25 protein-coding genes and 3 pseudogenes are annotated in these 25,038 nt (G+C 47.6%); 3 read left to right on the top strand and 25 right to left on the bottom strand.

From position 1 onward, the window contains the following. Positions 1–200, top strand: a pseudogene (locus tag H525_RS26795) (transposase); the annotation flags it as partial. Positions 201–501: 301 nt separating this feature from the next. Further along, positions 502–651, top strand: a complete 150-nt coding sequence (locus tag H525_RS27705) for a hypothetical protein (RefSeq protein WP_155837510.1) — start codon at positions 502–504, stop codon at positions 649–651. A 339-nt stretch (positions 652–990) separates the two neighbouring features. Here H525_RS27705 and H525_RS0121420 read toward each other — a convergent pair whose 3' ends face one another. Continuing rightward, complete coding sequence (locus tag H525_RS0121420) at positions 991–2,013, bottom strand: nitrilase-related carbon-nitrogen hydrolase (protein WP_027417865.1); 1,023 nt, start codon at positions 2,011–2,013, stop codon at positions 991–993. Between the two features lie 460 nt (positions 2,014–2,473). Between H525_RS0121420 and feaR the strand changes: the two genes are divergently transcribed. Next, positions 2,474–3,469: a transcriptional regulator FeaR gene (gene feaR, locus H525_RS0121425; protein ID WP_027417866.1), complete on the top strand. Its 996-nt coding sequence runs from the start codon at positions 2,474–2,476 to the stop codon at positions 3,467–3,469. Between the two features lie 227 nt (positions 3,470–3,696). On the opposite strand, the pseudogene H525_RS26800 reads toward feaR, so the two are convergent. The 24 genes and pseudogenes from H525_RS26800 to recA all read right to left on the bottom strand — a co-directional run. Continuing rightward, positions 3,697–3,915: pseudogene (locus H525_RS26800) on the bottom strand (IS5/IS1182 family transposase); the annotation flags it as partial. Between the two features lie 106 nt (positions 3,916–4,021). Then, positions 4,022–4,189 (bottom strand): hypothetical protein, encoded by a 168-nt coding sequence (locus H525_RS29795; protein ID WP_155837511.1) that lies wholly within the window; start codon positions 4,187–4,189, stop codon positions 4,022–4,024. 177 nt (positions 4,190–4,366) lie between these two features. Then, positions 4,367–4,894 (bottom strand): annotated as a pseudogene (locus H525_RS26805) (Tn3 family transposase); the annotation flags it as partial. A gap of 123 nt (positions 4,895–5,017) precedes the next feature. After that, a complete protein-coding gene (locus H525_RS0121445; protein WP_211237056.1) occupies positions 5,018–6,232 on the bottom strand; it encodes a M20 family metallopeptidase in 1,215 nt (404 codons plus the stop codon). 78 nt (positions 6,233–6,310) lie between these two features. After that, positions 6,311–7,276: a P1 family peptidase gene (locus H525_RS0121450; protein WP_027417870.1), complete on the bottom strand. Its 966-nt coding sequence runs from the start codon at positions 7,274–7,276 to the stop codon at positions 6,311–6,313. After that, the gene (locus H525_RS0121455) at positions 7,277–7,834 is read right to left on the bottom strand and encodes an ECF transporter S component (RefSeq protein WP_027417871.1); all 558 of its coding nucleotides are present in this window, start codon (positions 7,832–7,834) and stop codon (positions 7,277–7,279) included. 50 nt (positions 7,835–7,884) lie between these two features. Beyond that, entirely contained in the window at positions 7,885–8,727 is an 843-nt protein-coding gene (locus tag H525_RS0121460) for an energy-coupling factor transporter transmembrane component T family protein (protein ID WP_027417872.1), read from the bottom strand. A 5-nt stretch (positions 8,728–8,732) separates the two neighbouring features. Beyond that, on the bottom strand, positions 8,733–9,614 hold the full coding sequence (locus tag H525_RS0121465; RefSeq protein WP_027417873.1) for an energy-coupling factor transporter ATPase: 882 nt from the start codon (positions 9,612–9,614) through the stop codon (positions 8,733–8,735). Then, on the bottom strand, positions 9,611–10,477 hold the full coding sequence (locus H525_RS0121470) for an energy-coupling factor transporter ATPase (protein ID WP_027417874.1): 867 nt from the start codon (positions 10,475–10,477) through the stop codon (positions 9,611–9,613). Before H525_RS0121470 ends, H525_RS0121465 begins: the two co-directional genes overlap by 4 nt. A gap of 81 nt (positions 10,478–10,558) precedes the next feature. Continuing rightward, complete coding sequence (locus H525_RS0121475; RefSeq protein WP_027417875.1) at positions 10,559–11,317, bottom strand: glucose 1-dehydrogenase; 759 nt, start codon at positions 11,315–11,317, stop codon at positions 10,559–10,561. A 21-nt stretch (positions 11,318–11,338) separates the two neighbouring features. Continuing rightward, the gene (locus H525_RS0121480) at positions 11,339–12,781 is read right to left on the bottom strand and encodes an aldehyde dehydrogenase family protein (protein ID WP_035102290.1); all 1,443 of its coding nucleotides are present in this window, start codon (positions 12,779–12,781) and stop codon (positions 11,339–11,341) included. 314 nt (positions 12,782–13,095) lie between these two features. Continuing rightward, positions 13,096–13,551, bottom strand: coding sequence for a chemotaxis protein CheX (locus H525_RS0121485; RefSeq protein WP_027417877.1), 456 nt, complete (start codon positions 13,549–13,551; stop codon positions 13,096–13,098). 35 nt (positions 13,552–13,586) lie between these two features. Then, complete coding sequence (locus tag H525_RS0121490; protein WP_027417878.1) at positions 13,587–13,949, bottom strand: response regulator; 363 nt, start codon at positions 13,947–13,949, stop codon at positions 13,587–13,589. 356 nt (positions 13,950–14,305) lie between these two features. Then, a complete protein-coding gene (locus tag H525_RS29800) occupies positions 14,306–14,443 on the bottom strand; it encodes a hypothetical protein (protein WP_211237058.1) in 138 nt (45 codons plus the stop codon). A 48-nt stretch (positions 14,444–14,491) separates the two neighbouring features. Next, complete coding sequence (gene mnmM / locus H525_RS0121495; RefSeq protein ID WP_245590543.1) at positions 14,492–15,103, bottom strand: tRNA 5-(aminomethyl)-2-thiouridylate-methyltransferase MnmM; 612 nt, start codon at positions 15,101–15,103, stop codon at positions 14,492–14,494. After that, the gene (locus H525_RS0121500) at positions 15,097–15,834 is read right to left on the bottom strand and encodes an MBL fold metallo-hydrolase (RefSeq protein WP_027417880.1); all 738 of its coding nucleotides are present in this window, start codon (positions 15,832–15,834) and stop codon (positions 15,097–15,099) included. Before H525_RS0121500 ends, mnmM begins: the two co-directional genes overlap by 7 nt. A 170-nt stretch (positions 15,835–16,004) precedes the next feature. Next, positions 16,005–16,871, bottom strand: coding sequence for a 2-oxoacid:ferredoxin oxidoreductase subunit beta (locus H525_RS0121505; RefSeq protein WP_027417881.1), 867 nt, complete (start codon positions 16,869–16,871; stop codon positions 16,005–16,007). A gap of 1 nt (position 16,872) precedes the next feature. Beyond that, positions 16,873–18,609 (bottom strand): 2-oxoacid:acceptor oxidoreductase subunit alpha, encoded by a 1,737-nt coding sequence (locus tag H525_RS0121510; protein WP_027417882.1) that lies wholly within the window; start codon positions 18,607–18,609, stop codon positions 16,873–16,875. A 211-nt stretch (positions 18,610–18,820) separates the two neighbouring features. Then, the gene (locus H525_RS0121515) at positions 18,821–19,786 is read right to left on the bottom strand and encodes a dipeptidase (RefSeq protein ID WP_027417883.1); all 966 of its coding nucleotides are present in this window, start codon (positions 19,784–19,786) and stop codon (positions 18,821–18,823) included. A 91-nt stretch (positions 19,787–19,877) separates the two neighbouring features. After that, positions 19,878–20,138, bottom strand: a complete 261-nt coding sequence (locus H525_RS0121520; RefSeq protein WP_027417884.1) for a stage V sporulation protein S — start codon at positions 20,136–20,138, stop codon at positions 19,878–19,880. A 110-nt stretch (positions 20,139–20,248) separates the two neighbouring features. Then, on the bottom strand, positions 20,249–21,046 hold the full coding sequence (locus H525_RS0121525) for a TIGR00282 family metallophosphoesterase (protein WP_027417885.1): 798 nt from the start codon (positions 21,044–21,046) through the stop codon (positions 20,249–20,251). Between the two features lie 104 nt (positions 21,047–21,150). Next, positions 21,151–22,698 (bottom strand): ribonuclease Y, encoded by a 1,548-nt coding sequence (gene rny, locus H525_RS0121530; protein WP_027417886.1) that lies wholly within the window; start codon positions 22,696–22,698, stop codon positions 21,151–21,153. A gap of 203 nt (positions 22,699–22,901) precedes the next feature. After that, positions 22,902–23,600, bottom strand: a complete 699-nt coding sequence (locus H525_RS0121535) for a RecX family transcriptional regulator (RefSeq protein WP_027417887.1) — start codon at positions 23,598–23,600, stop codon at positions 22,902–22,904. A gap of 353 nt (positions 23,601–23,953) precedes the next feature. Next, on the bottom strand, positions 23,954–25,009 hold the full coding sequence (gene recA / locus H525_RS0121540) for a recombinase RecA (protein WP_027417888.1): 1,056 nt from the start codon (positions 25,007–25,009) through the stop codon (positions 23,954–23,956). Positions 25,010–25,038 lie beyond the last annotated feature (29 nt).

Genomic DNA, 25,038 nt, shown 5'->3' on the forward strand with positions numbered 1-25,038 from the left:
GCGATGCCCAGAAAGTCACCGAAGTGTGCATGGACATGTCCCCTGCGTTCATAAAGGGAGCCACAGAGAACTTTCCGAAAGCCTCCATTACCTTCGATAAATTTCATGTCATTAAAGCGGCGAATGAAGCCGTGGATGAAGTCCGACGTACAGAAAGCAAGCGGACAGAAGCATTAAAAAACACGCGATATATCCGCCTCCATTACTCCTGACGTGATGAAGGACTGGATCAATGAGAACATGATCGCCATGGTGTACTTACTTGCTGGTAAACCGGATTTTTCACTAAAACGTTAAAAAAGAATCGGCAGCAGTCTGGAGCCACGTATCGCTCGCAACTGAACCAATTCCCTAGTCCGATTTTCAAAGATTTACTGGAAATTGGTAGGACTCTCAATGCCTCATATTACTGCTAACGTCGATGAGCCGGATTTGATCGTTGCGTAGCAGCACATCGTTCAAACGCACAAGTTTTCTTGCCGTTAAGACGATGTTGACGTAGTGGAGACCAGGCGCGAGAGGGGCAGGGTCATCGAAGGAGAGTCTTTAGACCTTCCGGAACGTGTGGATGATGAGCTGCTTGCTGTTACTCGGGCGAGAATCAAGAAGATTTACGACGAGCACTCCTGGATTGGCTTGCTGAATTCCTGAGGAGCCGATTCGCATTTGGTTCTGCAGCTGATGATCGAGCATGCCATCAAAAACCCTGATCCGTCCAATTAATTTCCATATTAAGCAACTTCGGGTAGTATGATATTTGTTTTAAGAACCGATTGGAGGTGCTCGTGGGATACAATCGGCCGGTTTGGGACTCAGAGTGTGTCCTACAAAAAAAATCTCGGCCTGTGACCGCAGTTCCATTATGAATTCACAGGCCAAGTACATTTTCATTCATGGTGGTGGCCGCTAGGCCATGTTGGTTTGGGACAACCTCTTTTTCTATTTCTCTATCAAACTATCTAAACAAAAGACAAGACAACTTAGATAAAATTAGGAACGAACTTTTATATTTGCATAACTTTCATATTGAAGTTCATCGTATGTTACTACCTTTTGTGTGGATCCACCGATATGTTTTACCGGTTTATGTTCTGTTCTATCAAAAGATAAAGAAAGGAATCCTGGAGTGGAATAATGGCCGGCAGAATCAATTAGAAATTTGCCGGGAATGATTTGTTCCAAATCAATATCTGCATATGTGATGCCTTCTTCGTCATGGGCTAACTTATTTCCGATTTCCATACCGTTTGGAGCAATAATTTTAGCAAATCCGTAACCAACCTTCATAAAATTTTTTTGCTCTTCTGTTTCACAAATTTTATCACGCTGTTCTTCAGTCCAAATTTGCGATGACAGCAAACAAAAAACCTGGTTGGTTATTGCATAATATTTGGTAGCTATAACGCACTGTTCTGGGCCAAATAGATGACCTTCATGGGGCAAGCCGATCGGCCATGAGGCTACATGCACTTGTTCATTCATTGATGTCATTGCAGCAAGATTGAGCGGCAACATATGTTCCCAGCATTGCAATCCACCCAAGTTGCCAAACTCAGTTTCAAAAACAGGCATCAAGCTGCCGTCTCCATCCCCCCAAATGGTTTTTTCCGCATTTGTCGCCTTCAATTTACGGTGTTTCCCAATAAGGTCCCCATTAGGATCAAACCACAGTTGAGTTAGATAAAGTGATCCTCCATCTTTTTCGGTGACGGATACACAAAAATATACTTTGTTCCGCTTGGCTGCCGTACTCAGCTTTTGTACGGCCAAACTCGGAATCTCAACGGAATTTTTATAGAGTTCAATATAGTATTTCATACCATAATCTGCATTGCCAAGCCAAATCCACCAAGGATATCCTGGAATAAATGCTTCAGGAAAAGCAATGACTTTAGCACCATTTGCTGCCGCCTCATCGACAAGTCGGCATGTTTTTTCTACTGTTGCATCAAGATCTAAAAAAACAGGGGATGCTTGAACGGCTGCTACACGATATTTTGGATAATTAGACAAAATGAAAACCTCCTTTAAAAATATCTAAATGTGATTGTATACTGATTCTAATCTTTGTTACATTATAATCCTCTCCTCTAAAAATTCCTCCAAAATGTTGTCCTGTGATCATTATATTATCAACGCATGTAAGTATCTTGATCATGAAGGAACGCTAACTTGCCCATTAGTGCACACTTTCGGGTATAGGAGAAGTGTAATCCGCAGGAAACCTCACATTTCTCTTTTGCAATCTTTAGTGGTTGAATAGTATCTGCCCGGTGCAGCTCTGGAACTTTATTCGTATTCGCCTGCATAACGTTCAAAAGCGGGAGCCAGCAGTCAGGGAACTATAACTTTCACTTATGTTAGATTTTATACCTTATTAGTGTCAGTAAAGTTATTGACCCGTCTCTTCCCCTAAAATATAATGTATTTGAAAACTCAGCATTTAAAAACTTCTTAGACTGGGGGGGTTAGATTGCAAACGATCTTGTCGACGGAACAGGTAGAGGAATGGGAACGTTTCGCATATTGGCGCGAAATGATCTGTGACGTGTTTGTACAGCTTGATGCGTCTCAACTTTCCCGTCAGAGGTTTGCAGGTCGAATAGCGACCGGGTCTTTGGAGGATATACAAATTTCTGAATTGTCGGCGGATCCGCAGCATGTTGTTCGCTCGAAGCGCCAGATTGCGAAATCCAGGGAGGACTATTTCCTCGTGAGCCTACAAACTGCAGGCCAAAGTTATACCGAGCAGGATCAGCGTGAGGCCAGACTTCGGCCGGGTGATTTTGTCCTGTACGACAGTACCAGACCTTACGTATTACATTTTGAGCAACCGTTTCAACAAATCGTTTTCCGATTTCCTCGCTCGCTGCTGCTTGCCCGCTGCGGGCAGGCGGAGCGGATGACGTCAGTACGAATTCCCGGGACACAACATCCAGTTAGCGCCTTGGTATCCACATTATTGAGAACTGTGGCATCCTCTTATCTCTATCTCGACTCCATTACTCGGGTGCGAGTAGTCGAAAGTACTCTAGATTTGCTGACGACTTCGTTAAGCACAGTCACTGGCGTTAAACTGAACGAGTCCAACTCCATGGCCAACGTCCATCGAGTGGGTGCCCGAGCGTTCATCTCTGCCCACTTGAGCGATCCCGATCTCACTCCTTCCTTGGTGGCGGCCAGCCAAGGAATTTCAACACGTTATCTACACAAGTTATTCGAAGCTGAAGGGCAATCAGTTGCTGCTTTTATACGTAATCGACGCTTGGAACAATGCCGTAGAGACCTCGCCGACCGTAAACAAATCCAACGTACTGTTACAGATATTGCTTTCCAATGGGGGTTCAATGATGTTGCCCACTTTAGTCGTATTTTCAAGCACCGTTTCGGGGTGAGCCCGACCGAATACCGCAACGCCGCCTTGAACACATCCAGAGAAGAGAAGCGATCTAAGAAGACAACGGAGTGATTGAGGATTATACATTATCGTTAATCAAGTTTAATTAGGGTTTGCTGAACGATTCTTACATGCCAAAGTTTAGCTGGCGACATACCCCGAATACGGAATATAGACAGCTTACCCAGAAGGCAAAAAGAACTCTCAGCATTCGCTCGAGGTTCATGACCAGGAACTGTAGTGAAATCACGGTCTCGCTCGTAGCAGCTAGACGAGCTCGAATACGCCCAAGTCCATACTTGCGGTTCCACGATTTGCAGATTTCGTCTCACATAACGCAGTTGCTGGCCGACCGCTTTACGAATCACGTTGCCACCTGCACGGCGCTGCTTGGAAACCGACAAATAGGCTTTGCGAGCTTTCTGCCGATAGGTTCTTGGTTTCTTCTCTTGACCGACTAGCGGCGCATGCAACGTGTCGATAATCCCTTCGAGCTTTTCACAGGCTTCATTCAATAACAAGCTTTTCATATAATTGCTCGTGAATTGCATACAAAATACGATGGTAAAACTCAATGAATTGAGCCGACCATCTGCTGCCGGATACAGAGAGAACCGAACAGCATCATCTAAGAATCACCAGTTTTAAAGGATTCCAATTTAATAAACGCCCGGAAGAATATCTATGGCATTCTTGACGGGCATTTTTTAGGTATATTTTATAATCTTCATCTTCCAAAATTACACCTGTTGATTTTTCGTATAAATATCCAATCATTTTATTATTAATCATCCCCAAAAAATTACATAACGTTGGGTTTGTTTAATAAAACGAAGGTCAGAAGGGGGGACGACCGAGGTACGTGTAAAAATGGGTCAAATGATGGATAATATCTCCATAAGCGACCCATTCATCGTTTTAAACAGGAATTTCTCCTTCAAATGGTTGTGGAACGTTCTCTAAATCAATTTAATAATCCCCGAATCGTTTGATGTGCCTTGTTAAATAAGGACTCAGCATGACAAGATCCTCTCTTGAAAACCCATATCCCTCATTAATGAGATCCCATAAAATGAGCGTCATATCCACTACGTTCTGAAAAATCACCGCATTTGCCACTAGATCATTATATTTAATTCGCTTTTCTTGTTCTTCTGGATCATTTTCTGAAATGATTCCATCACAACCGAAGAAAAGCTACTTGGAGAAACCATTATACGCTTCTACTTTGTTTGTACTTGCGTTAATTTGTTCTCGAAGCCCTAAATCAGAGATATATTTGAGCAAAAATACAGTTCTCACAATTCTGCCAAGCTCTCTAAAAGCTTGATACAAACGATTTTTCTTGCTGTAATTATTTAACTTTCCAAGCAGAGTAGAGGCTAGCACCTTACCGGCTTTGATCGACAATACGACTTGAAGTAAATCCCGCCAGTGAGTTTCGAGTAAATCCCAATCAATCTCATCCTTAAAAAGCTGATCAATGTGCTTATACCTGACTTCTTTATTAGTTATTTCCGTTGTAGGAGGAAATCGTCTCGCAGTCATTCTTTAAGGCGTCAATTCCTCCCTTGGTGGCAAGCAACTTTCCACTATGCTTGTAAGAAAGGTCCTTGCTCCTTATTCACCCGCCAGAAAAGCCAGTGCGGAGCGGGCATACAGCTGGGTGGTCTCGACAAGCTGGCCGATGTCGACATACTCATCCGCATGGTGGGGAATATGGCGGTCGCCGGCTCCGGTTGTTACGATCGGAATTCCGGCTTTATGGAGGAACGTGCCGTCCGTCGCACCGGGAACGCCGTTGTATACCGGTTCCTTTTTCGTAATCGCCTGATACGAGCCGGCGACTGCCCGCACAACCGCATCCTCTTTATTCGTCAGCGTCCACGGACGCTCCTCAATCACATCCAGTCCCGCCCGAAAATCTTTATCCGCGAGCGACAGTTCCAGCAGGATATCCTCAAGCTGCTGCCTGATGTGGTGGTGATCCTGCCCCGGCACCGTTCGAATGTCCAGCGTTGTCATACACTGGGCGGGAACGACGTTAATTTGCGGCTCGCCTTTAACCGGTGCCTGGAGAATGGTAGGTGTAATGCTCGGCCAGCCGAGCATCGGATGGCAGCCCAGCCTTTCTTTTTCTCTTTGTTCGAGTTTCTCGATGGCCACAATCGCCCGCGCCATTTTCGTATTCGGGTTAATGCCGGTCAAAGGCATGGCGCCGTGGGCCATTTTGCCATATACGTGCAAAACCGCCCGCATCGCCCCTTTCTGGGTAATACAAATCTGATTTTCTTCCGGTTCACAAATAATCGCCCCATCCACTCCGGCGGCCCATCCGCGGCGGATAAAATCTTTGATCCCGATCATCATCCCTTCTTCGTCACACGGAATGCAGAGAATAATTTTCCCGCCGAAGGACTGCTTTGATCGTTGAACCGCTTTGACCGCGCAGATGGCAGCCGCCAGATTTCCTTTCGTATCACAGGAACCCCTGCCGTAAATACGGTTCCCATGAATAGCAGCGCCAAACGGGTCATAGCTCCACATCTCCCGGTCACCTTCTGTTACGACATCCGTATGCCCTTCGAATAAAATGGTTTTCCCCGGTTTGCCCGTATCATATACCGCAATGACATTCGGCCGCCCGGGTACGACTTCTTCGTAATAAACGGAAAGCCCCATCCCCTTCAGGCAATCGACAAGGTACCGCGCCACCTGCTCCTCGTTACCGCCCGGCTGTTCCGGCTTGAATACGCTCGGAATTTGAACCAGCTTTTGCGTGAGGGATACGACTTCCTTTTCTTCTACAAAAGATACGACCTGGTCAATGGACATAAGCGCTCTTCTCCTTTGCAAAGTATACATATAGTCACAGGATATAATCACTGGATGTAGTTACTGGGTCATACCGCTTCATTTCCGCAAGTCACGGTGAGACGGCAGCCCTCCCGCCCCGCGGGCTGCACGGATCGCCCGGACGATCGCTTCCGCGAGTACATCCGCCGACAACATACCTATCAGATCAACGTTCGCATTGATTCCGCCCGTAGCCAGCGCAAATACGGTATCGCCGTCATACATCGTATGAACCGGATAAATCGTCCGGGCGAGCCCGTTATGGCTCATCTGGGCAACTTTTGCCGTCTGCACTTTTGTGAGATTGGCATTGCTGGCCACTACAGCAATCGTCGTATTAGAGCCGGCGGGAATCGGGGTAAAGCTTGCTGCGGTCATACAGGAAAGGATATCTTTGATTTTTCCCTCGTCATCCCGCACGCCGGCCAGCACTTCATTCGTAACCGGATCGCGTACCTCGCCTACCGCATTTACGGCGACAACCGCTCCGACCACTAGCCCGTCCGGCAGGATACGGGAAGCGGAGCCGAGACCGCTTTTCATCGCGCGGTCAAACCCGCCGAGCTTTCCAACAGACACCCCGCAGCCCGCGCCTACGTTTCCTTCTTTAACGGCCTCCCTTGATGCCGTCAAGGCTGCCTGATACCCCATCTCCCGGTCCGGCCGGATCCTGCTGTTTCCCACAGGCAAATCGAACAAGGCGGCGGCGGGGACGATCGGTACGACACCAAATCCGGTATCCAACCCGCAGCCTCTTTCCTCTAAAAACTTCATCACACCGCCTGCCGCATCCAATCCGAAGGCGCTGCCCCCGGTCAAACAAACGGCATGAACCTGAGTTACAAGATTCATTGGAGCGAGAACATCCGTTTCACGCGTTCCGGGGGCAGAACCTCTAACATCGACTCCGGCCGTCGCCCCCTGCTCCGTTAAAATAACGGTACAGCCGGTAAGGGCATCTTCATCGTGCGCATGACCTACTTTTACGCCGGGTACGTCAACAATCGTTCCTGTTCTATCCATTTAGAAATGACCCGAAATTTTCGAACGATTTTTGCCGGATTTGCCGATTTTCATCCAGGCGGCAACCACCGCAAGCGTAACAATTACACACACAACGGCTTCCGGAAGCCCGTTTGCGATCGCGACCGTAACGGCCACCCCGGGCGCCATATACCCCCGGATTACCGCCAGTAACAGGACGAGAACGGTATTCGTAATCGAGCCGATAAACCCTGATATTCCGATCGCCAGATACTGGTTAATCCCCTTGAACCCGACATAAGCAAAGTAGGCGAACACACCGATAAAAAGACGCGGCAGTATAGCTACCAGCGGATCTTTAAATAGCGGAATGGTTGCGTTCAAGAAAGACGAAACACCGAAAATGAGGCCGATAATCATGCCAACTACAGGTCCTTCCATAATCCCGCCGATAATTGCGGGGATGTGCATAATTGTTGCATTCCCGGCCGCCGTCGGTACCGGAATAAAACCGAGCTTTGTTACGCCGAGAAGAATCGAAACGGCCCCCAGCACTCCCGCGATCACAATTTTACGAATCGTAAATCCGTTTTCCATGTCACTTCCTCCTCATTCTTTAAATTTTATAATAGCCGAAAATTCAGTTATCAGTATGGGAACGGAGCCCAGAGAAGAATGCCCGCCAGTAACATGCAAAGGATGAGCGCAATCACGTCGCTTCCCGCTGCTTTGTACTGCGTGTAGGCCGTGCGGTGGCCGCCAGGTGTGTAGCAACGGGCTTCCATCGCCAGCACGAGGTCTTCCGCCCGGGATAAAGCGAAATTAAACAATGGGATAATAATCGGAAACATATCCTTCGTCCGCTTTACGATCCGCCACCATTCCCCCGTGCCGAATTCCGCACCCCTGGACGCCTGCGCTTTCATCATTTTTTCCATTTCCATCGCAAAGGTAGGCACGAACCGGATCGCTATTGTAATCACGAGGCAAAACGCATGCACAGGGAATTTCACCTTTTCCAGCGGGCCAAGCAGCCGCTCCATTCCGTGCGTCATTTCTGTCGTAGATGTGCTGAGCGTTAGAACACTGGAAAGAAAAATAACTTCAACAAACCGCATCGCGGACACGATCACGACGCGGATACTATCACTCGTAATTTTAATAAAACGATAATCGAAATAGACCGTACCGCCTGAAGTAAGCTGCCCGTTAAAAAGCAGCTGCAACAAAGCTAAGAGAATAATGAAAGGCACCGCAGGCTTAATCCCGGAAATGCCATAGCTTATCGGAATTTTGGCGGCCCAAAACAGGAGAATACATACGAGAAGCCCGAAAAGATTGCCAAGGTACGTATCGCAGATGGCCACTGCTATAATCAACATGGTAAATGATACAAGCTTGATGCGGGGATCGAGACGGTGGATATGTGAACCTGTCGGAATATACTGGCCGATCGTGATGCTTCGCGTTAATTCAAACTCGGCGGACATCGCACTCACCTCCTTAGCGCAGGTAAAACGGAGATAATTTCCCGGACAGCTTCTTCTGTTTGATAGGCACCGGCATCCACCCCAAACCCTTGATCCTGCAAACTGTGCAGAATTTCAACCGTCTCCGGCATCCCGATATGATGCGTACGCAAGATATCTTTATTGCTGAAAATTTCACGGGGAGTCCCGCAGTATACGTCTTTCCCGTCGGCCATAATATATACGCGATCCGCCAGATAAGCAACCTCTTCCATATTGTGCGAAACAAAAATAACCGTCACGTCCTCTGTCTGGTTCAAATTCTTGATTCGCTTGAGCAGTTCTCGACGCGATGCGGGATCGAGGCCGGCTGTCGGTTCATCCAATACGATAACGGTTGGATGGAGAGCGAGAATTCCGGCCAGTGACACCTTTCGTTTCTGTCCGCCGCTCAATGCAAAAGTTGCCCGGTCCTTCATTTCTTCAAACGATAATCCCACCATCTCCATCGCCCACTTCACCCGCTCGACCACCTCCTGCATAGGCAGCTTCATTTTGAATGGGCCGTAGGCAATATCATCGCCGACCAGCTTCTCAAACAGCTGATCTTCCGGATTTTGAAACACCAGTCCAACCTTGCGCCGGAGCGCTTTTACATCCACTTTCGGCCTGGATAAGTCGATGCCATCTACGATAACCGTCCCGGACTCAGGGAGCTGCAATCCGTTAAAATGCTGGATGAGCGTTGATTTTCCCGACCCGGTGTGCCCGATGATCGCCACGCATTCACCTTTGCCCACATGCATATTCACACCGTGCAGCGCTCTATGTTCAAGCGGTGTGCCCAGCATGTACGTGTGGCTTAGCCCGTGGACTTCTACGATTAGTTCCTTCGTTTCCTTTTTCATTTACTCACTTCCGTTCGGGGAAATTGCACACGATTCACTTCATCAATGAATTCCTCAATAGAAATAAGATGGGGAGCAAAAGGCGGATACCGCTCATGGACGCCAATCGCCAGTTTTCCTGCCTCCGGAATATCCAAATGCAGCTGCTTCAGGCGGTCATGATGCTTGAAAATATTCCGCGGCGATCCTTGCATCTCAATTCTCCCTTTATCCATCACGATAACCCGATCCGCTTTTACCACCTCCGACATATGGTGGGTGACCGTAACAATCGTCATCCCCTGCGCGTGAAGGCGATCGATAACAGCGTGAATATCACGCCGCCCGTATGAATCGATCATACTTGTCGCCTCATCCAGCACAAGGCACTCCGGAGCCATCGCAATCATACAGGCAATCGCAATCCGCTGTTTCTGCCCGCCAGAGAGGTGATGCGGAGGCCGTTTGCGAAACGCAGACATGTTGACAGCTTCAAGCGCGTGATCAACCCGCGCCTTCATTTCTTCATGGGGAACCCCGATGTTTTCAAGCCCGAATGCGACATCGTCTTCCACAATGGTTCCCACAATTTGATTGTCGGGGTGCTGAAACACCATTCCCACACATTGGCGAATCTCCCGCCGCAGCGAAACATCCTTTGTATTCATGCCCCTAACCAGAACATCGCCTGCAGAAGGGGTAAGAATCCCATTCAGGTGTTTGGAAAGAGTTGATTTTCCCGATCCGTTATGGCCAACTACCGCCAGGTATTCTCCCGGGAAGACCTGCAGCGAAACATTTTGCAGAACGGGGATGGTCGTTGACTGGGTTACCTGATAGGAAAAGGAAACATTATCCACACGAATAAGGGGTTCTCGGTTCATCATTTGTCTCCTTTCCATTATTTTCCTAAAAGAAAACCGGGACAGGGCAAAATATGCATTCGGCAAACCGCTGAATGACTGTTAAATCCCGCGACCCCCGTCTACATTCAGCACTTCCCCAGTCACCATTCTTGCCATATCGCTACACAGGTAAAGCGCAGCGCTGGCAATATCCCCGGGGTGGATCAATGTCCCAAGGGGAACGCTGTTAACAAAAACTTCCTTTGTATCTTTCTCAATTTGTGCCTGGCCTCCGTTTATGAACTTGCTGAGCATAGGCGTATCGGCCGGACCCGGGTTAATGGCATTGACCCGAATCTTGTAAGGGGCAAGCTCAATGGCCAGCGCTTTCGTCAGCATAATTGCCGCGCCTTTTGAAGCACAGTAGGCGTGCAAGCCCGGGCGTGCCCGTATTCCCGCGATCGATGCCGTATTGACAATCACCCCCTGCCCCCGCTTTTTCATATGGGGAACGACGTATTTGGCGGTCAGGTAAATCGATTTGGCATTAACATCAAGGGTGCGGGTCCACTGGTCTTCCTCCAGCTCTTCAATCGGCACAAAGGACATCGGGACGCCCGCGTTATTTACCAGAATGTTAATGTGGCCAAACGATATGAGAGCCTGTTCTATCATATGTCTCACTTGCGAATCGTCGGTTATGTTTACCTGAATCGCCATGGCCCGACTGCCAATTTCCTGCGCCGTCTTTTCTGCCGCCTCTCCATTGATATCTGCCACTGCCACCCGGGCCCCTTCTGCCGCAAAAAGGCGGGCCATCGCCCTGCCCATACCTGATCCGCCGCCCGTAATAATCGCTGTCTTTTCTTTTAGAAGCATCTTTTTCACCTCTGGGAACGTTTATAAATTCAGGACAACCATCCGAAGATCCGTCATTTCTTCCATCGCATAGCGTGGCCCTTCTTTTCCGAGTCCGCTGTTTTTCACCCCGCCGTAGGGCATGATATCATTGCGGTATGTGGACACATCATTGACAATAACCCCGCCGTATTCAAGTGTGCGTGCCGCCTTCATGGCAGTAGTGAGATCGTTCGTAAAAATGCCTGCCTGCAGCCCGTACGTGGATTCATTGGCAATAGAAAAAGCCTCTTCAATCGATGCATATGGAGTGATTGTTACGACCGGGGCAAACACTTCAAGACAATTCACCTTCATCTCCGCCGTTGTGTGCGTCAATACGGTTGGATACATAATGGCTCCCTGCCGCTTACCGCCACAAACAAGCGTAGCCCCCTGTTGCACCGCTTCACGGACCCACTGTTCCGCCCGAACCGCCTCCTTCTCGCTGATCATCGGACCCACATCGGTCACGGGATTTTCGGGATCTCCGACCACAAGCTGTTTGACGCATGTAACATACTTTTCCGTGAACGCCTCCAGTACAGCTTTATGGACGAGGATGCGCTGTACCGCGATACAGGCCTGGCCTGCGTTGTGAAAACTTCGTGAAGCGATGATTTGTGCGGCCCTGTCAAGGTCCGCATCGTCATGGACAATATTGGGTGAATTATTTCCGAGTTCCAGAGCGACCGGGCGGAGACCGCTACGCTGCTTAATGTAAGTTCCGACTTCCGCCGATCCCGTAAATGTATACATAGCAATCCGGGGGTCATCCAGCAGCCAGTCGCCGACTTCACCGCCATGTCCGGTAACGATTTGAATATGGCCTTTGGGCAGGCCCGCCTCCTCAATGATTTCAACGAGCTGGAAAGAAGCGATCGGCGTCGAGGTCGCCGGTTTTAAAACGACGGTATTGCCGGCAGCAATCGCCGGTCCGACTTTATGCGTACTGAGCAGTAGCGGATAATTAAACGGTGTAATCGCGCCCAGCACACCCTTCGGTACACGAATAGCAAACCCGATACGGTTCTCCGATCCCGGCGTTGCATGTAGCGGAATGACCTCACCGGAAATTCTTTTTGCCTCTTCAGCGGACAGGCGTAGTGTTTGAATTACCCGATCCAGTTCCACTTTGGCGTCTTTTACCGTCTTCCCAACCTCTCTAATCAGGGAAATTTCCAAATCCTCTCTCTTGCGCTCTGCGATGACAGCGGCTCGCAAAAGAATTTCATAACGTTCGTAGGGGGTAAGCGTACTCTCCCTAAATGTTTTTTGGGCAAAGGTAACGGCATCCTCTACATGGTGCTTCTCGGCTTTTGCTATCGACGCAATGAGCTCACCGGAATATTTATGATAGACCGGAATGCGTTCTTTCGTGTCCACCCATTCCCCATTCATATAAAGCCGGTACTCTTTAGGAAGTATGCTGTTTTTTCTATCCATTCGAATCTCTCCTTCATGCTTTGCTTCGAACTTATACTTTGTTACACACCTAGAATGACAGGCATATTATCCATAAAATATTTTGTATGAACAAGTAGCTGCGTTGTAATATTTTATATATTCAGATATCTGTTTCCGTATGATTCTAATGCTGCATTCGACATACTGGCAAATTTATTCTCTCCCGCGGCTTCCCTTGTTCGTCACTAATACGCTAAAACAATAAAGATAGCTGTAACCCCGGCCAAACTGCTCAGGGCTACAGCTATCTTCATCGGCTGCTATTCTTTTTTTCTGCGTATAGAGAACCTATGCTATTCCTGCGCGCTGACATGAACTATAATTTCATTTTCTTCCACTTTAAAAGGTATACTGATAAATTTATGCACCGAGTGAAATTTGGTTTCCCCTTCATTGATAATCGGCGGGGTTATGTTTACATCATAGCCGAGGTTCATAATTTCCGTGCAGCAGGAGGCGCCTACCCAATTTCCAAATTCGGAAAATGCGCTCCAGCCCATATCATCGATTTCCTGAATTTCCATACCGCCAAACATCTTTCCAATAATCATACGTGTTGTTCTTTGTGACATTCCTAAAATTAATTCAGCATTTACATTTCCTGTCATGCCGACAATGACGGATACTTGGCCGGAAAAAACCGGATTGGATTGAAGGGCAGGTTTGCCAGATTCCACGTTGACGCCAAGATGATTCTCAAGTACATTACGGGTGCCGTTTAAGATTGCATTAATTTGATTTGCCTGCATTGTTTCCCCATCCTCACTTTTTAATACGCACCGGTCTAATCTAATATTTTTTTAATCGCTTCAATAACCCGCTCTTCCTGAAATGGTTTGACCACAAAATCCTTAGCTCCGGCCTGAATGGCCTGTACGACCATGTCCTGCTGGCCCATCGCAGAACACATAATGATCTTCGCATCGCCGTCAATCTTGCGTATTTCTTTTACTGCCTGGATCCCGTCCATCTCCGGCATCGTAATATCCATCGTCACCAGGTCGGGGCCGGCCTCTTTATACTTGGCGACCGCTTCCACACCGTTCGCCGCCTCGTCCGCCACTGTATATCCATTTTTGGTTAAAAACCCTTTAATCATCATCCGCATGAAAGAAGCATCATCAACTACTAACACCTTTTTGCTCATTTTTCTACCCCCTGCGTGGATTATTCTCTCTGGAGACACATCAAATCCATTATTTCTAGTTTTGAAATCATACGTAATTATAGTATGAATTTCCTAACGAATGCAATAGTTTTTCCACCTGCTTGGTTCTAAATGTCGCAGTTTGAAAAAAGAGACCGGCTGCATACCGCTACTAAAGTCCGACAACAGCGCCTCACATAACTCGATGTGATTGTAAATATTGACACCATTAGGAGCAAAAACAGGGGACATACTATACGTACGCCCGAAAAAAACCTGAAGAGGTGATATCTTGTCCAATCTGATTTTGAGGAGTAAGCGGGATCTTAATCGTGCCGAATTTGCTCCTGACTTGTTCAAGCAACCCGGACACCCCAGTCCGCGCGAAGCTCACCTGCATGGCAATTCACCATTAAACCGGCATAATGTCGAGTTACGAACAAAGAAGATCTCTTTTCAACGTAAGATTGGTAAAGCAGGCGGATGACGGGCATAAAATAAAAGGAGGGATGCGAGTAAGCGCAGTCCCTCCTGTGCAATTTTCACCGCGGCGATTTGGAGTGTCTGCCTGGCTTACGCTCCACCGCAAGAATGTAGGGCGGGAAATGAGCCGGATTGATATATTCGTATTTTAAGGTAAGGAAATCTGAAAACGGTAAGTCACGTACATACGATTCCACCGCTTCCGCCTCATGCTGCCCGCCTTCGTGCCCCCGGTAAACAACGACGACAATAATGCCTCCTGGCTGCAAAAGCTCCACCGCACTTTGTAACGCCTGCAGTGTGGTCGAAGGATGGGTAATGGTTTCTTTCGAGGAACCTGGCAGATAACCGAGATTAAAAATAACGGCGGCCACCGGTTTCGTCAGCCGGTTAATTTCTGCATGGGAAGCGTGATACAGAGTGACCCGTGACAAAACGCCATGATTTATCAACCGGGTTCTGGTTGCCGCTATCGCTTTTTCCTGAATATCATAGGCAACGACTTTCCCACTTTCCCCTACCTGATCCGCAAGAAATACCGTATCGTATCCGTTTCCCGCAGTGGCATCAATCACCGTATCGCCTGGCCTGATTCGCTGCTGCAGAAGCCGGTGCGCCATTTCGGTTATACGGGGGAAACAGATGCCTCTCGATTCGTCTGCCCCTACCACGCAATCACCTTTCCTATTTCCGCCAGGCTCCATAAACCGTGGTAGTGAGCAGCGGCATCGCTTTCATACTCTTTTCGGGCAATGTCAGGAGACAGGTGAGTAATTAGCAGTTGTTTAGCGTTAGATTGAGCCGCGAGTTGAGCAGCCTCACGCGCTGTTAAATGTCCAAGATTTGCGGAAGGGGCAAGCGGCGTCGTAAAAGTGCCTTCACATATAAAAAGATCGCAATCGTTCACAAACGAACCCCAGATTGTCTCAGGGCCTGAATCCGCCCCATAGACGATCGTATGGATGCCATCTGTTATTTTCATCGCGTAACACTCCACTGAATGGTCGGTGCGGAGAAACGTCACCTTGACTCCGGCGATTTCAAGCTCCGAATCCGCGTTGAAAGGTATCAGGTCCGTATACTTCTCATATTTCATGCGTTCCGCCCATTCAGCAGGTTGGGTCGGGCCATAAATTGGAAAAACGGTGTCCATTTTCTTTTGAATGGTTGCCATCATGACGCCATATTGCAAAATAGGGATATCACAAACGTGATCATGATGATAGTGCGACATAATGACCGCCGTAAGTTTTTCGATCGGCAAATACTGCATAAGCCTTGAATATACGGCGCTTCCACAATCGAGCAAAATGGCCCCTTTGTCAGTTTCCAGCAAATATCCCGGTCCCGCTCCACCAGGCCCCGGGGCCGGCGATTGGTACCCCAGCACAGTTATTTTCATAAAACAGCTCCAACCTTTCCTTTATGGGTTAACGAAACGGCAAACGGCTTGCCTGTATATGTAATTCGTTAGTGACAAAAAAGCAATAGGCCGCTAGTCTTAGTATAACCTTCCTTTATGCAAACAAAAACACCCGCTGCCGGTGAGGGCAACAGGTGCTGCATTTTCCATTACATGAATTCGCCAACTAATTCACGGAAACGGCCCGGATCGAACGTAAGGTCTTGTTTAACTAAACCTTCTTCGCGGAAACCTTTCACGTGCGATTCATACGATTGGCGTTCAGTATCCTGATAAATCAATCCGGCTATCATGCCATGGTTTTCCATCAATACGCGCATCGCATTCACACGATCTTGAGGATCATAGCCTTCGTATTCGCTCAAATCTTTCACATTTTCTTTGTACCAATCATACGTGTTAATTTTATTGAATGTAACACAAGGGCTGAATACATTAATGAATGAGAAACCTTTGTGCTGAAGGCCCTGCTCGATTAAGCTGACCATTCCTTTAAGGTCGCTGGACATTGTTTGCGCGATAAATGTTGCGCCCGCAGACATTGCCAGTTCAAGCGGAGATAACGGAACCTCAATCGATCCCTTCGGCGTTGATTTCGTAACAAAACCAAGCTCGGATACCGGGGATGTTTGGCCTTTTGTCAGGCCATAGATTTGGTTGTCCATGACAATGTAAGTCATATCGATATTGCGACGCATCGCATGGATCGTGTGGCTTGTACCGATAGCGAAACCATCTCCGTCTCCTCCGGAAGCAATAACAGTAAGTTCACGGTTTGCCATTTTCAGACCTTGTGCAATGGGAAGGCTGCGTCCATGGATTCCATGAAGACCATACGCATTGATATATCCGGAGATACGTCCGGAGCATCCGATACCGGAAATGACCGCTACCTGTTCAGGTTCAAGCCCAATATTTGCACACGCGCGCTGGATGGCAGCCTGCACGGAGAAATCTCCGCATCCAGGACACCAGTTCGGTTTTACACTATTACGAAAATCTTTAAAAGTTGCCATTTTACAACAGCTCCTTGGTTTTGTTATAAATTTCGGAAGGCAGGAACGGATTCCCATCGTATTTTAACATGCTGTTGATTTTATCAGCCGCACCTACATGGAGCTTAATTTGATCCGCTAATTGAGCGGTTGCATTATGCTCAATTACAATTACTTTTTTTGCACGATCCACTAATGCTTTCACTTCGTCAGCGGGGAATGGATGAATCAAGCGAACATGCGCCTGGTTTACTTTCAGGCCTTCCGCTTCCAAACGTTCTTTCGCTTCAGTAACCACGCCACGAATACCGCCCATGGCAACGAGCAGAACATCCGCTTCCTTGTTGTCGCCAATCGTAAGAACCGCATCTTTCACTTTCAGATTGTTAAGCTTGCGCAGACGTTTATCCATTTGTTTCACGCGGATAACCGGATCCTCTGTCGGACGGCCTGTTTCGCTGTGCTCAACGCCTGTTACATGGTGGATTCCGTGTTTCATACCTGGAATGACACGCGGAGAAACACCGTCTTCCGTCACTTCGTAACGTTTAAACATTTCACCTTCCAGCTCAGGAAGTTCCTGTCCACCGAGGAATTTGCCGCGGAGAATTTGAACTTGGCTTAAATCCAATTCTTCAACGGTTTGTTTTCCGAGGGACAACTGTAAATCGGACAGAAGAATAACCGGAACCTGATATTCTTCCGCAATATTAAATGCTTCTATTGTATCATAAAACGCTTCTTCAGCCGTACTTGGTGCAAGTACAACTTTTGGAATTTCGCCGTGCGTGCTATAAATCATTGCGTTTACATCGGATTGCTCTTGCTTGGTCGGCATCCCGGTAGACGGACCCCCACGCTGTGTATTAACAATAACAAGCGGCGTTTCCGTAATCCCCGCAAGACCGATGGCTTCTACCATGAGAGAAAGTCCCGGACCGGCAGAGGCCGTCATCGCACGAACACCGCCATAGCTAGCACCAATGGCCATGGTGACCGCTGCAATCTCATCTTCAGTCTGGATTACCGTACCGCCGTATTCAGGAAGTTTTTTAACAAGGTATTCCATGATTTCGGAAGCCGGTGTAATCGGATAAGCCGGCATAAAGCGGCAGCCGCCTACCAGAGCTCCAAGAGCAATCGCATCGTTTCCAATCATGAACATGCGCTTCTTCCCATCGGCATGTTCCAATTGGAAATCAACCAGCGGACCGCCGGATTCTTTATTTACATACTCAGCACCACGGGAAATGGCCTCCATATTTTTGTCAACCACTTTTTGCCCTTTTTTGCCGAAAAGTTCGGTTACTACTTCAGTAAAAGATTCCGTTGGAAGTCCTAAAAGTGCAGTGGAAGCCCCGATGGCTACCATGTTTTTCATCAAAGATGTTCCCAGTTCTTCAGCGATTTCCGTTAACGGAACAGAGAAAAGACGGACATTTTGTCCTGCCGGCGCCTTCGGATTGAACTTGGCATCTGCGATAATTACCCCGCCCTGGCGCAGTTCCGGGCTGTTGACATCGATCGTTTCCTGGTCAAACGCCACAAGAACATCGAGGTTATCGGATATTGCCCCCAACGGACGTGTACTAACACGTATTTTATTATTAGTATGGCCACCTTTAATACGGGAAGAGAAATGACGGTAGCCGTAGAGATAATACCCTAATCGGTTCAGTGCGATTGCGAATATTTCACCCGTACTGTCAATCCCTTCACCTTGTTGTCCGCCAACTTTCCATGAAAGTTGATTAATCATTCACTCCACCCCTCCAAGAGTCTGTTCAACTAGAATGCGTCTAGCGTATCACTTTTTTAAACAGATACACTAGTTTTCCCAACTGTTACAGACAGATCTCAACTATTATGTATCTATTTAAAAATTGAACAAATTGTGTACTTGAAACATTTCTCATTGTAGACCTCTCGTGTGCAAAATGCAACCCTTAACCATACTTTTTTGTTTAAAACTAACGCGGAGGCAAAACGGCCGAAAATACACGCGTCCAATTCCCCCACAGCCACTTTTCCACCCTTTCTTCTGAATAGTTTTTTAATAAATATTCGCGCAACGTTATGTAATCTTCCTGTTTTGTTAAATCTTCCATCACGTCATCCGTTCCGTCAAAATCCGAGCCAAACGCTATCGCATCTTCAGCACCCAATTCGAGAAGGTGATCAATATGCTGCTTAATGTCTGTTATGGTGCTGTTCGGTTTTTTTGAAACAAAAGGCGCTACAAATGTTAAGCCGATAACCCCGTTTGCGGTCACGATCGCTTTAATTTGCTCATCCGTTACATTTCGCGGATGATCGCAGACAGCGCGGCAGTTGGAGTGACTTGCAATAAAAGGACCGCGGTTGAGCCGCACCACTTCCCAGAAACCGGGTTCTGCCAGATGCGACACATCGATCATGACCCCTAAGCGATTGGCCTCTATTACAAGCTGCTTTCCAAACTGGGACAGCCCTCCCGGGTTTTCTTCCCCTACCCCATCGGCCGCCTCATTGCGAAAGTTCCAGGTCAACCCGATAGCCCTGACCCCAAGCTGGAAAAATATGCGCAGATTGAGCAGCGATCCTTCCAGCGCCTCCGCTCCTTCCAGCGTGAGAAGAGCCCCTTTTCTCCCATCCTCTCTGAGCAAAGCAAGGTCACTTCGCGTGCGGATCGGAAAAATCCGCTGACGGTTTTTAATAATTTGCTCATAAAAAATATCTGCCATTTCAAGCCCGGCAGGAAATCGCTTGGAGCCTTTCACCCTTTCCGGAACATAAAGAGCAAAGGCCTGTACTTTTACGTCCGCTTTTTCCATTTGTCCAAAGGTGACTTGCAGTTCCGGTTCATTGTCCCCATAAAAAGATGGTAAAGGCAGCTGCTTCTGGGAAGCCTCCCACATCTTCCACAATACATCGCAGTGAGCATCAAAAATTTTCACTCGTTTTCCCTCCAGCTCATAAGAAAACCCGTTTATTCGGCTCGGCGAACAAACAGGTATCTATAAAAACATTTGTGTGGATTCATCCGACCTATCTAGGCTCAACGATCAATTTAATTGCAGTGCGTTCTTCCCCATCTATCAGAATGTCGGTAAAAGCGGGTATACAGATGAGATCAACGCCGCTCGGCGCTACGAATCCTCGTGCGATTGCTACCGCTTTAATAGCCTGATTAAGTGCACCTGCACCAATGGCCTGTAATTCAGCACCACCGCGTTCCCGTAGGACACCGGCAAGGGCACCAGCAACAGAGTTGGGATTGGACTTTGCTGAAACTTTTAATACTTCCATCTTAAGTTACCTCCTTAGATAGATAGATAATTTCCACTTTAACTCTATTCGGGATTTGCACTATTCATTCCTGTAAAAGGTAAACTTTATTACGGAAAGTAAAGAAATTGTTATTCCATAAACGGATGATCTTCATCCACAATAATACGTGTAATCGATGTAGCCCGTCCTGTCTCTTTTTCCATATCAATAATTACCCCGTTTAATTGGGCTTTAAGCGAAGCCACTTCAAAGCGGACAGGCAAACCTGTTATAAACTTCTTAATCACAGCCTCGCGTTCCATCCCAAGAATACTGTCGCGGGGTCCCACCATTCCCGCATCAGACAGATACGCGGTACCGCCGGGAAGAATCCGCTCATCCGCTGTCTGCACGTGCGTGTGCGTACCGATTACTGCCGTTACTTTGCCGTTTAAAAACCATGCCATTGCCTGCTTTTCCGAAGTGGCCTCACCGTGCATATCGACAAATATATACGGGGTGCGCTTTCGAATCGTCGGGATCAATTTCTCAACCGTTTGGAAAGGGCAGTTTAACGCCGGCAGGAACGTGCGCCCCTGTAAATTTATCACGGCTAACTCGCCGCCTGCAGTTCCTTTTAAATATGTATATCCTTTTCCGGGTACGGATTCCGGGTAGTTTGCCGGGCGGACTATGTGCGAATCTTCTTTGATAAATTCAAAGACCTCACGATTATCAAACGAGTGATTGCCAAGGGTAATAACACCCGCTCCCCACTCGTAAAACTCCCGCGCAATTTTGGGTGTGATACCCCTGCCGTGCGCGGCATTTTCCCCGTTTACTATCGTAAAATGCGGTTGGTACTTTCGCTTTAACCTGGGGAGCATATCCTTCAACATCTCCCGCCCGGGTGAACCCACCACATCGCCAATAAACATAATTCTCATCCGTGTAAATCCACCTTTCTTCGACGGCACTGAGTCATTTGATTCATTTAGTATTTCCTTGAATAGACAAGAAGCTTCTGCGGGCCTCGCAGAAGCTTCTTGTGCTATTTTGCATATTCTACTGCTCTTGTCTCCCGGATCACCGTTACTTTAATATGACCAGGGTAATCGAGCTCGTTTTCGATTTTTTTGGTAATATCACGGGCCAGGCGATGGGCTTCAAAATCATCCACCTGCTCCGGTTTCACCATAATCCGCACTTCACGACCTGCCTGAATCGCATACGATTTCTCTACACCCTCAAAGGATTCAGAGATTTCTTCCAGCTTTTCCAAGCGGCGGATATACGTCTCCAACGTTTCACGACGAGCTCCAGGCCGTGCGGCAGATAAAGCGTCTGCAGCAGCAACGAGCATCGCAATCACAGAGGTTGGTTCGCAGTCACCATGGTGTGACGCAATCCCATTAATAACCACGGGATGTTCTTTGTATTTTTTCGCTAATTCTACCCCAATTTCTACATGAGAACCTTCAACTTCATGGTCAATTGCTTTTCCGATATCGTGCAAAAGCCCCGCTCGTTTAGCCAACATCTGATCTTCACCGAGTTCGGCCGCCATCAATCCACATAAATGCGAAACTTCAATGGAATGTTTCAACACGTTCTGCCCATAGCTTGTACGGTATTTCAATCTTCCAAGAATCTTTATCAGGTCAGGATGCAACCCATGAATTCCCGTTTCAAAAGTTGCCTGCTCACCGTATTCGCGAATGCGATCATCCACTTCCCGGCGGGCTTTCTCTACCATCTCTTCAATGCGGGCCGGATGAATCCGACCATCTGCTACAAGTTTCTCCAACGCGGTCCGTGCAATCTCACGACGGACGGGATCAAAACCGGATAGAATAACAGCTTCCGGAGTGTCATCAATGATTAAGTCGATGCCTGTTAAAGTCTCAAGTGCGCGAATGTTTCTGCCTTCCCTGCCAATGATACGGCCTTTCATCTCATCGTTTGGAAGGGATACAACAGACACGGTCGTTTCCGCAACATGATCGGCTGCACAGCGTTGAATGGCTGTGGCGACGATTTCACGTGCTTTCTTGTCCGCTTCTTCTTTCACTTGCGACTCAATCTCTTTTGCCAGTATAGCGGCTTCATGACGAACTTCACTTTCCACCTGTTGTAAGATAATTTCACGTGCTTCATCCCTTGTCAGGTTGGAAATACGCTCCAATTCTACTGTGTGAGTTTTCAGAAGTTCCTCCGCTTTTCTGTGCATGTCAGCAATCAATTGTTCGCGCTTATCAAGTTCCACTTCCTTACGCTCGTACAATTCCACTTTTCGATCGATAGACTCTTCCTTTTGCAGAAGACGCTTCTCCAGACGCTGAATTTCATTGCGCCGTTCGCGAATTTCTTTCTCTGCATCCGTTCGAAGCTTATGCACCTCGTCCTTGGCTTCGAGGATTTTCTCCTTCTTGAGTGCTTCCGCTTCCTTTTCCGCCTTACCGACAATCTGCTTCGCCGCTTCTTCTGCGCTCGAAATCTTCGCTTCCGCAAGAGATTTACGAACAAAGTAACCGATCCCCACTCCGACCGCCAGAGATGCAAGTATAAAGAGAATAGCAGGTACAATACCTAGTGTCATTTTCTGTCACCTCCTTGCATCTGAGGCTTGTTTCATCGTTTCGTTTTCATTTGCTATTACATTTCAACATAAAAAACGAGAGATTGAAAATCTCTTGAAATCATGTAAAACATTGTATATTGACTTTACGGGATAGCGAAAAATGTGAGTACCGCGTAAATAAATAATATACATCTTCATTTTGCCATTATGATTAAAGAATGTCAAGAATGGGGATTCTCATGTGTATCCGGCTCTTCGTTTAGTTCATGGTTTGGTTCATCATTTAGTTTTTCTATTACCCGGTTAATGACGTCAAGGGAAAATCCTTTACGCTGCAGAAAAGGGCCGATTTTGTTGCGAAGATCGGCGTAAGCAGAAAAACTGACACGGCTGTATTTTTTACGGGCAGCCGACAGCGCGGCCCCATATTCGGTATCCGCATGGACTCCGCTTATCGCGTGCTCAATGACAGCAGCGTCAATCCCTTTGCTTCTTAATTCATGACGGAGCATATGACGTCCGCGCGGCTTAAGCCGGAGCCGCTCTTCCACCCACTGAGAGGCAAACCGTTCATCATCGAGGTAGTTGTGCTCGATGCAGCCGTGAATCACCTCCGTAATCGCTTCTGCCGGAAACCCCTTCTGCAGAAGATGCTGCTTTACTTCCTCAACCGTCCGCGGCCGATGCCCGATGTAGCGCAACGCATATTGTTCAGCACGGTTCCGCTCCTCCATCTTCAGAATCTCTTCCATTTCATCCGGGTCAATTTGCCTTCCCTTTAACAGGCGGTACTTAACAAGCACGTCCTCATGCAAAGAAAACGCATAAACCTCATCAATATACACATTAACCCTGTTTTTGTTTTTCTTTTGCCGCTCCAGCCGGGTAATCACCGATGGTTGGGCTGTCCTGTCTTCCATATTTTCACCCCTGAATGCGAGATGCATCAAATCCGTTTATTTTTGCAGAGTTTTCCCTTGCGGGGAAGCAGGTACTGTCCGTGTTATGCCAAAAATGGGGACGTCTTTCCTGCCCGATTGTCTCCCTCTTCGAACTACCCAGATGTTTCGGGCAGGTTTCCCTCTGTTCGTACCACGGGCAATTTTTGCTTACAGTTATCTGGAAAACTGAAAAAAAAAAACAAAAAACGGCCATTCCATTGCCACCCCACCACTTAGGTTTACGTTCCACATCACTTCCGTCTGGGAGAAACCAGGAAACAACTGCATGACACGAGCAAAGGAGCACCTAAGCGATGCTCCTTGATAAACTGTTATTCAAAATCCAGTGCGAACACTTCGTCTTTCTCGTCTTCCGATGCCGGAGCGTTTGCAGCTGCCTGATCGAGTTCGTAATGTTCACGAATTTTTTGCTCGATTGTATGGGCGATATCAGGGTTATCCTTCAGGAACTGCTTTGAATTTTCACGACCCTGGCCTAACCGTTCCTCATTAAAGGAATACCACGCGCCGCTCTTGTTCACAATATCAAGGTCGGTGCCGATGTCAAGCAAGCTTCCTTCGCGTGAAATGCCTTCCCCGTACATAATATCGACTTCACATTGCTTAAAAGGAGGTGCGACTTTGTTTTTAACCACTTTAATTTTCGTACGATTTCCAACCATATCATTGCCCTGCTTAAGGGTTTCGATGCGCCGCACGTCAAGCCGTACGCTCGAATAAAATTTAAGGGCTCGTCCACCTGGTGTAGTCTCGGGATTTCCGAACATTACCCCTACTTTTTCACGCAACTGGTTGATAAAGATCGCGATGGTTTTTGATTTGTTAATAGCACCGGCAAGCTTTCGCAAAGCCTGCGACATCAAGCGAGCCTGCAAACCAACGTGGGAGTCACCCATTTCCCCTTCGATTTCTGCTTTCGGTACGAGAGCGGCCACGGAGTCAACCACAATGATATCAACGGCGCCGGAACGGACAAGTGCTTCAGCAATTTCGAGCGCCTGTTCTCCTGTATCAGGCTGAGACAGCAAGAGCTCATCAATATTCACGCCAAGCTTGCGGGCATATACGGGATCAAGGGCGTGTTCCGCATCAATAAATGCGGCGGTACCGCCAATTTTTTGTACCTCTGCAATCGCATGAAGGGCAACCGTTGTTTTACCAGATGATTCAGGGCCATAAATTTCAATAATCCGGCCTCGTGGATATCCGCCGATCCCCAGCGAAATATCGAGGGCAATGGATCCGCTGGATACAACCGATACCTGATGGGTAGCAGCCACTTCACCCAGCTTCATAATCGAACCTTTCCCAAATTGTTTTTCTATCTGGCGTAATGCATTGTCTAAAGCAGCTTTGCGATCGGACAAAGCCATCGCTCCCTTCTCTATATCAAAAA

The organism is Aneurinibacillus terranovensis DSM 18919 (genome assembly GCF_000430625.1).
GTDB classification, from domain to species: domain Bacteria; phylum Bacillota; class Bacilli; order Aneurinibacillales; family Aneurinibacillaceae; genus Aneurinibacillus_B; species Aneurinibacillus_B terranovensis.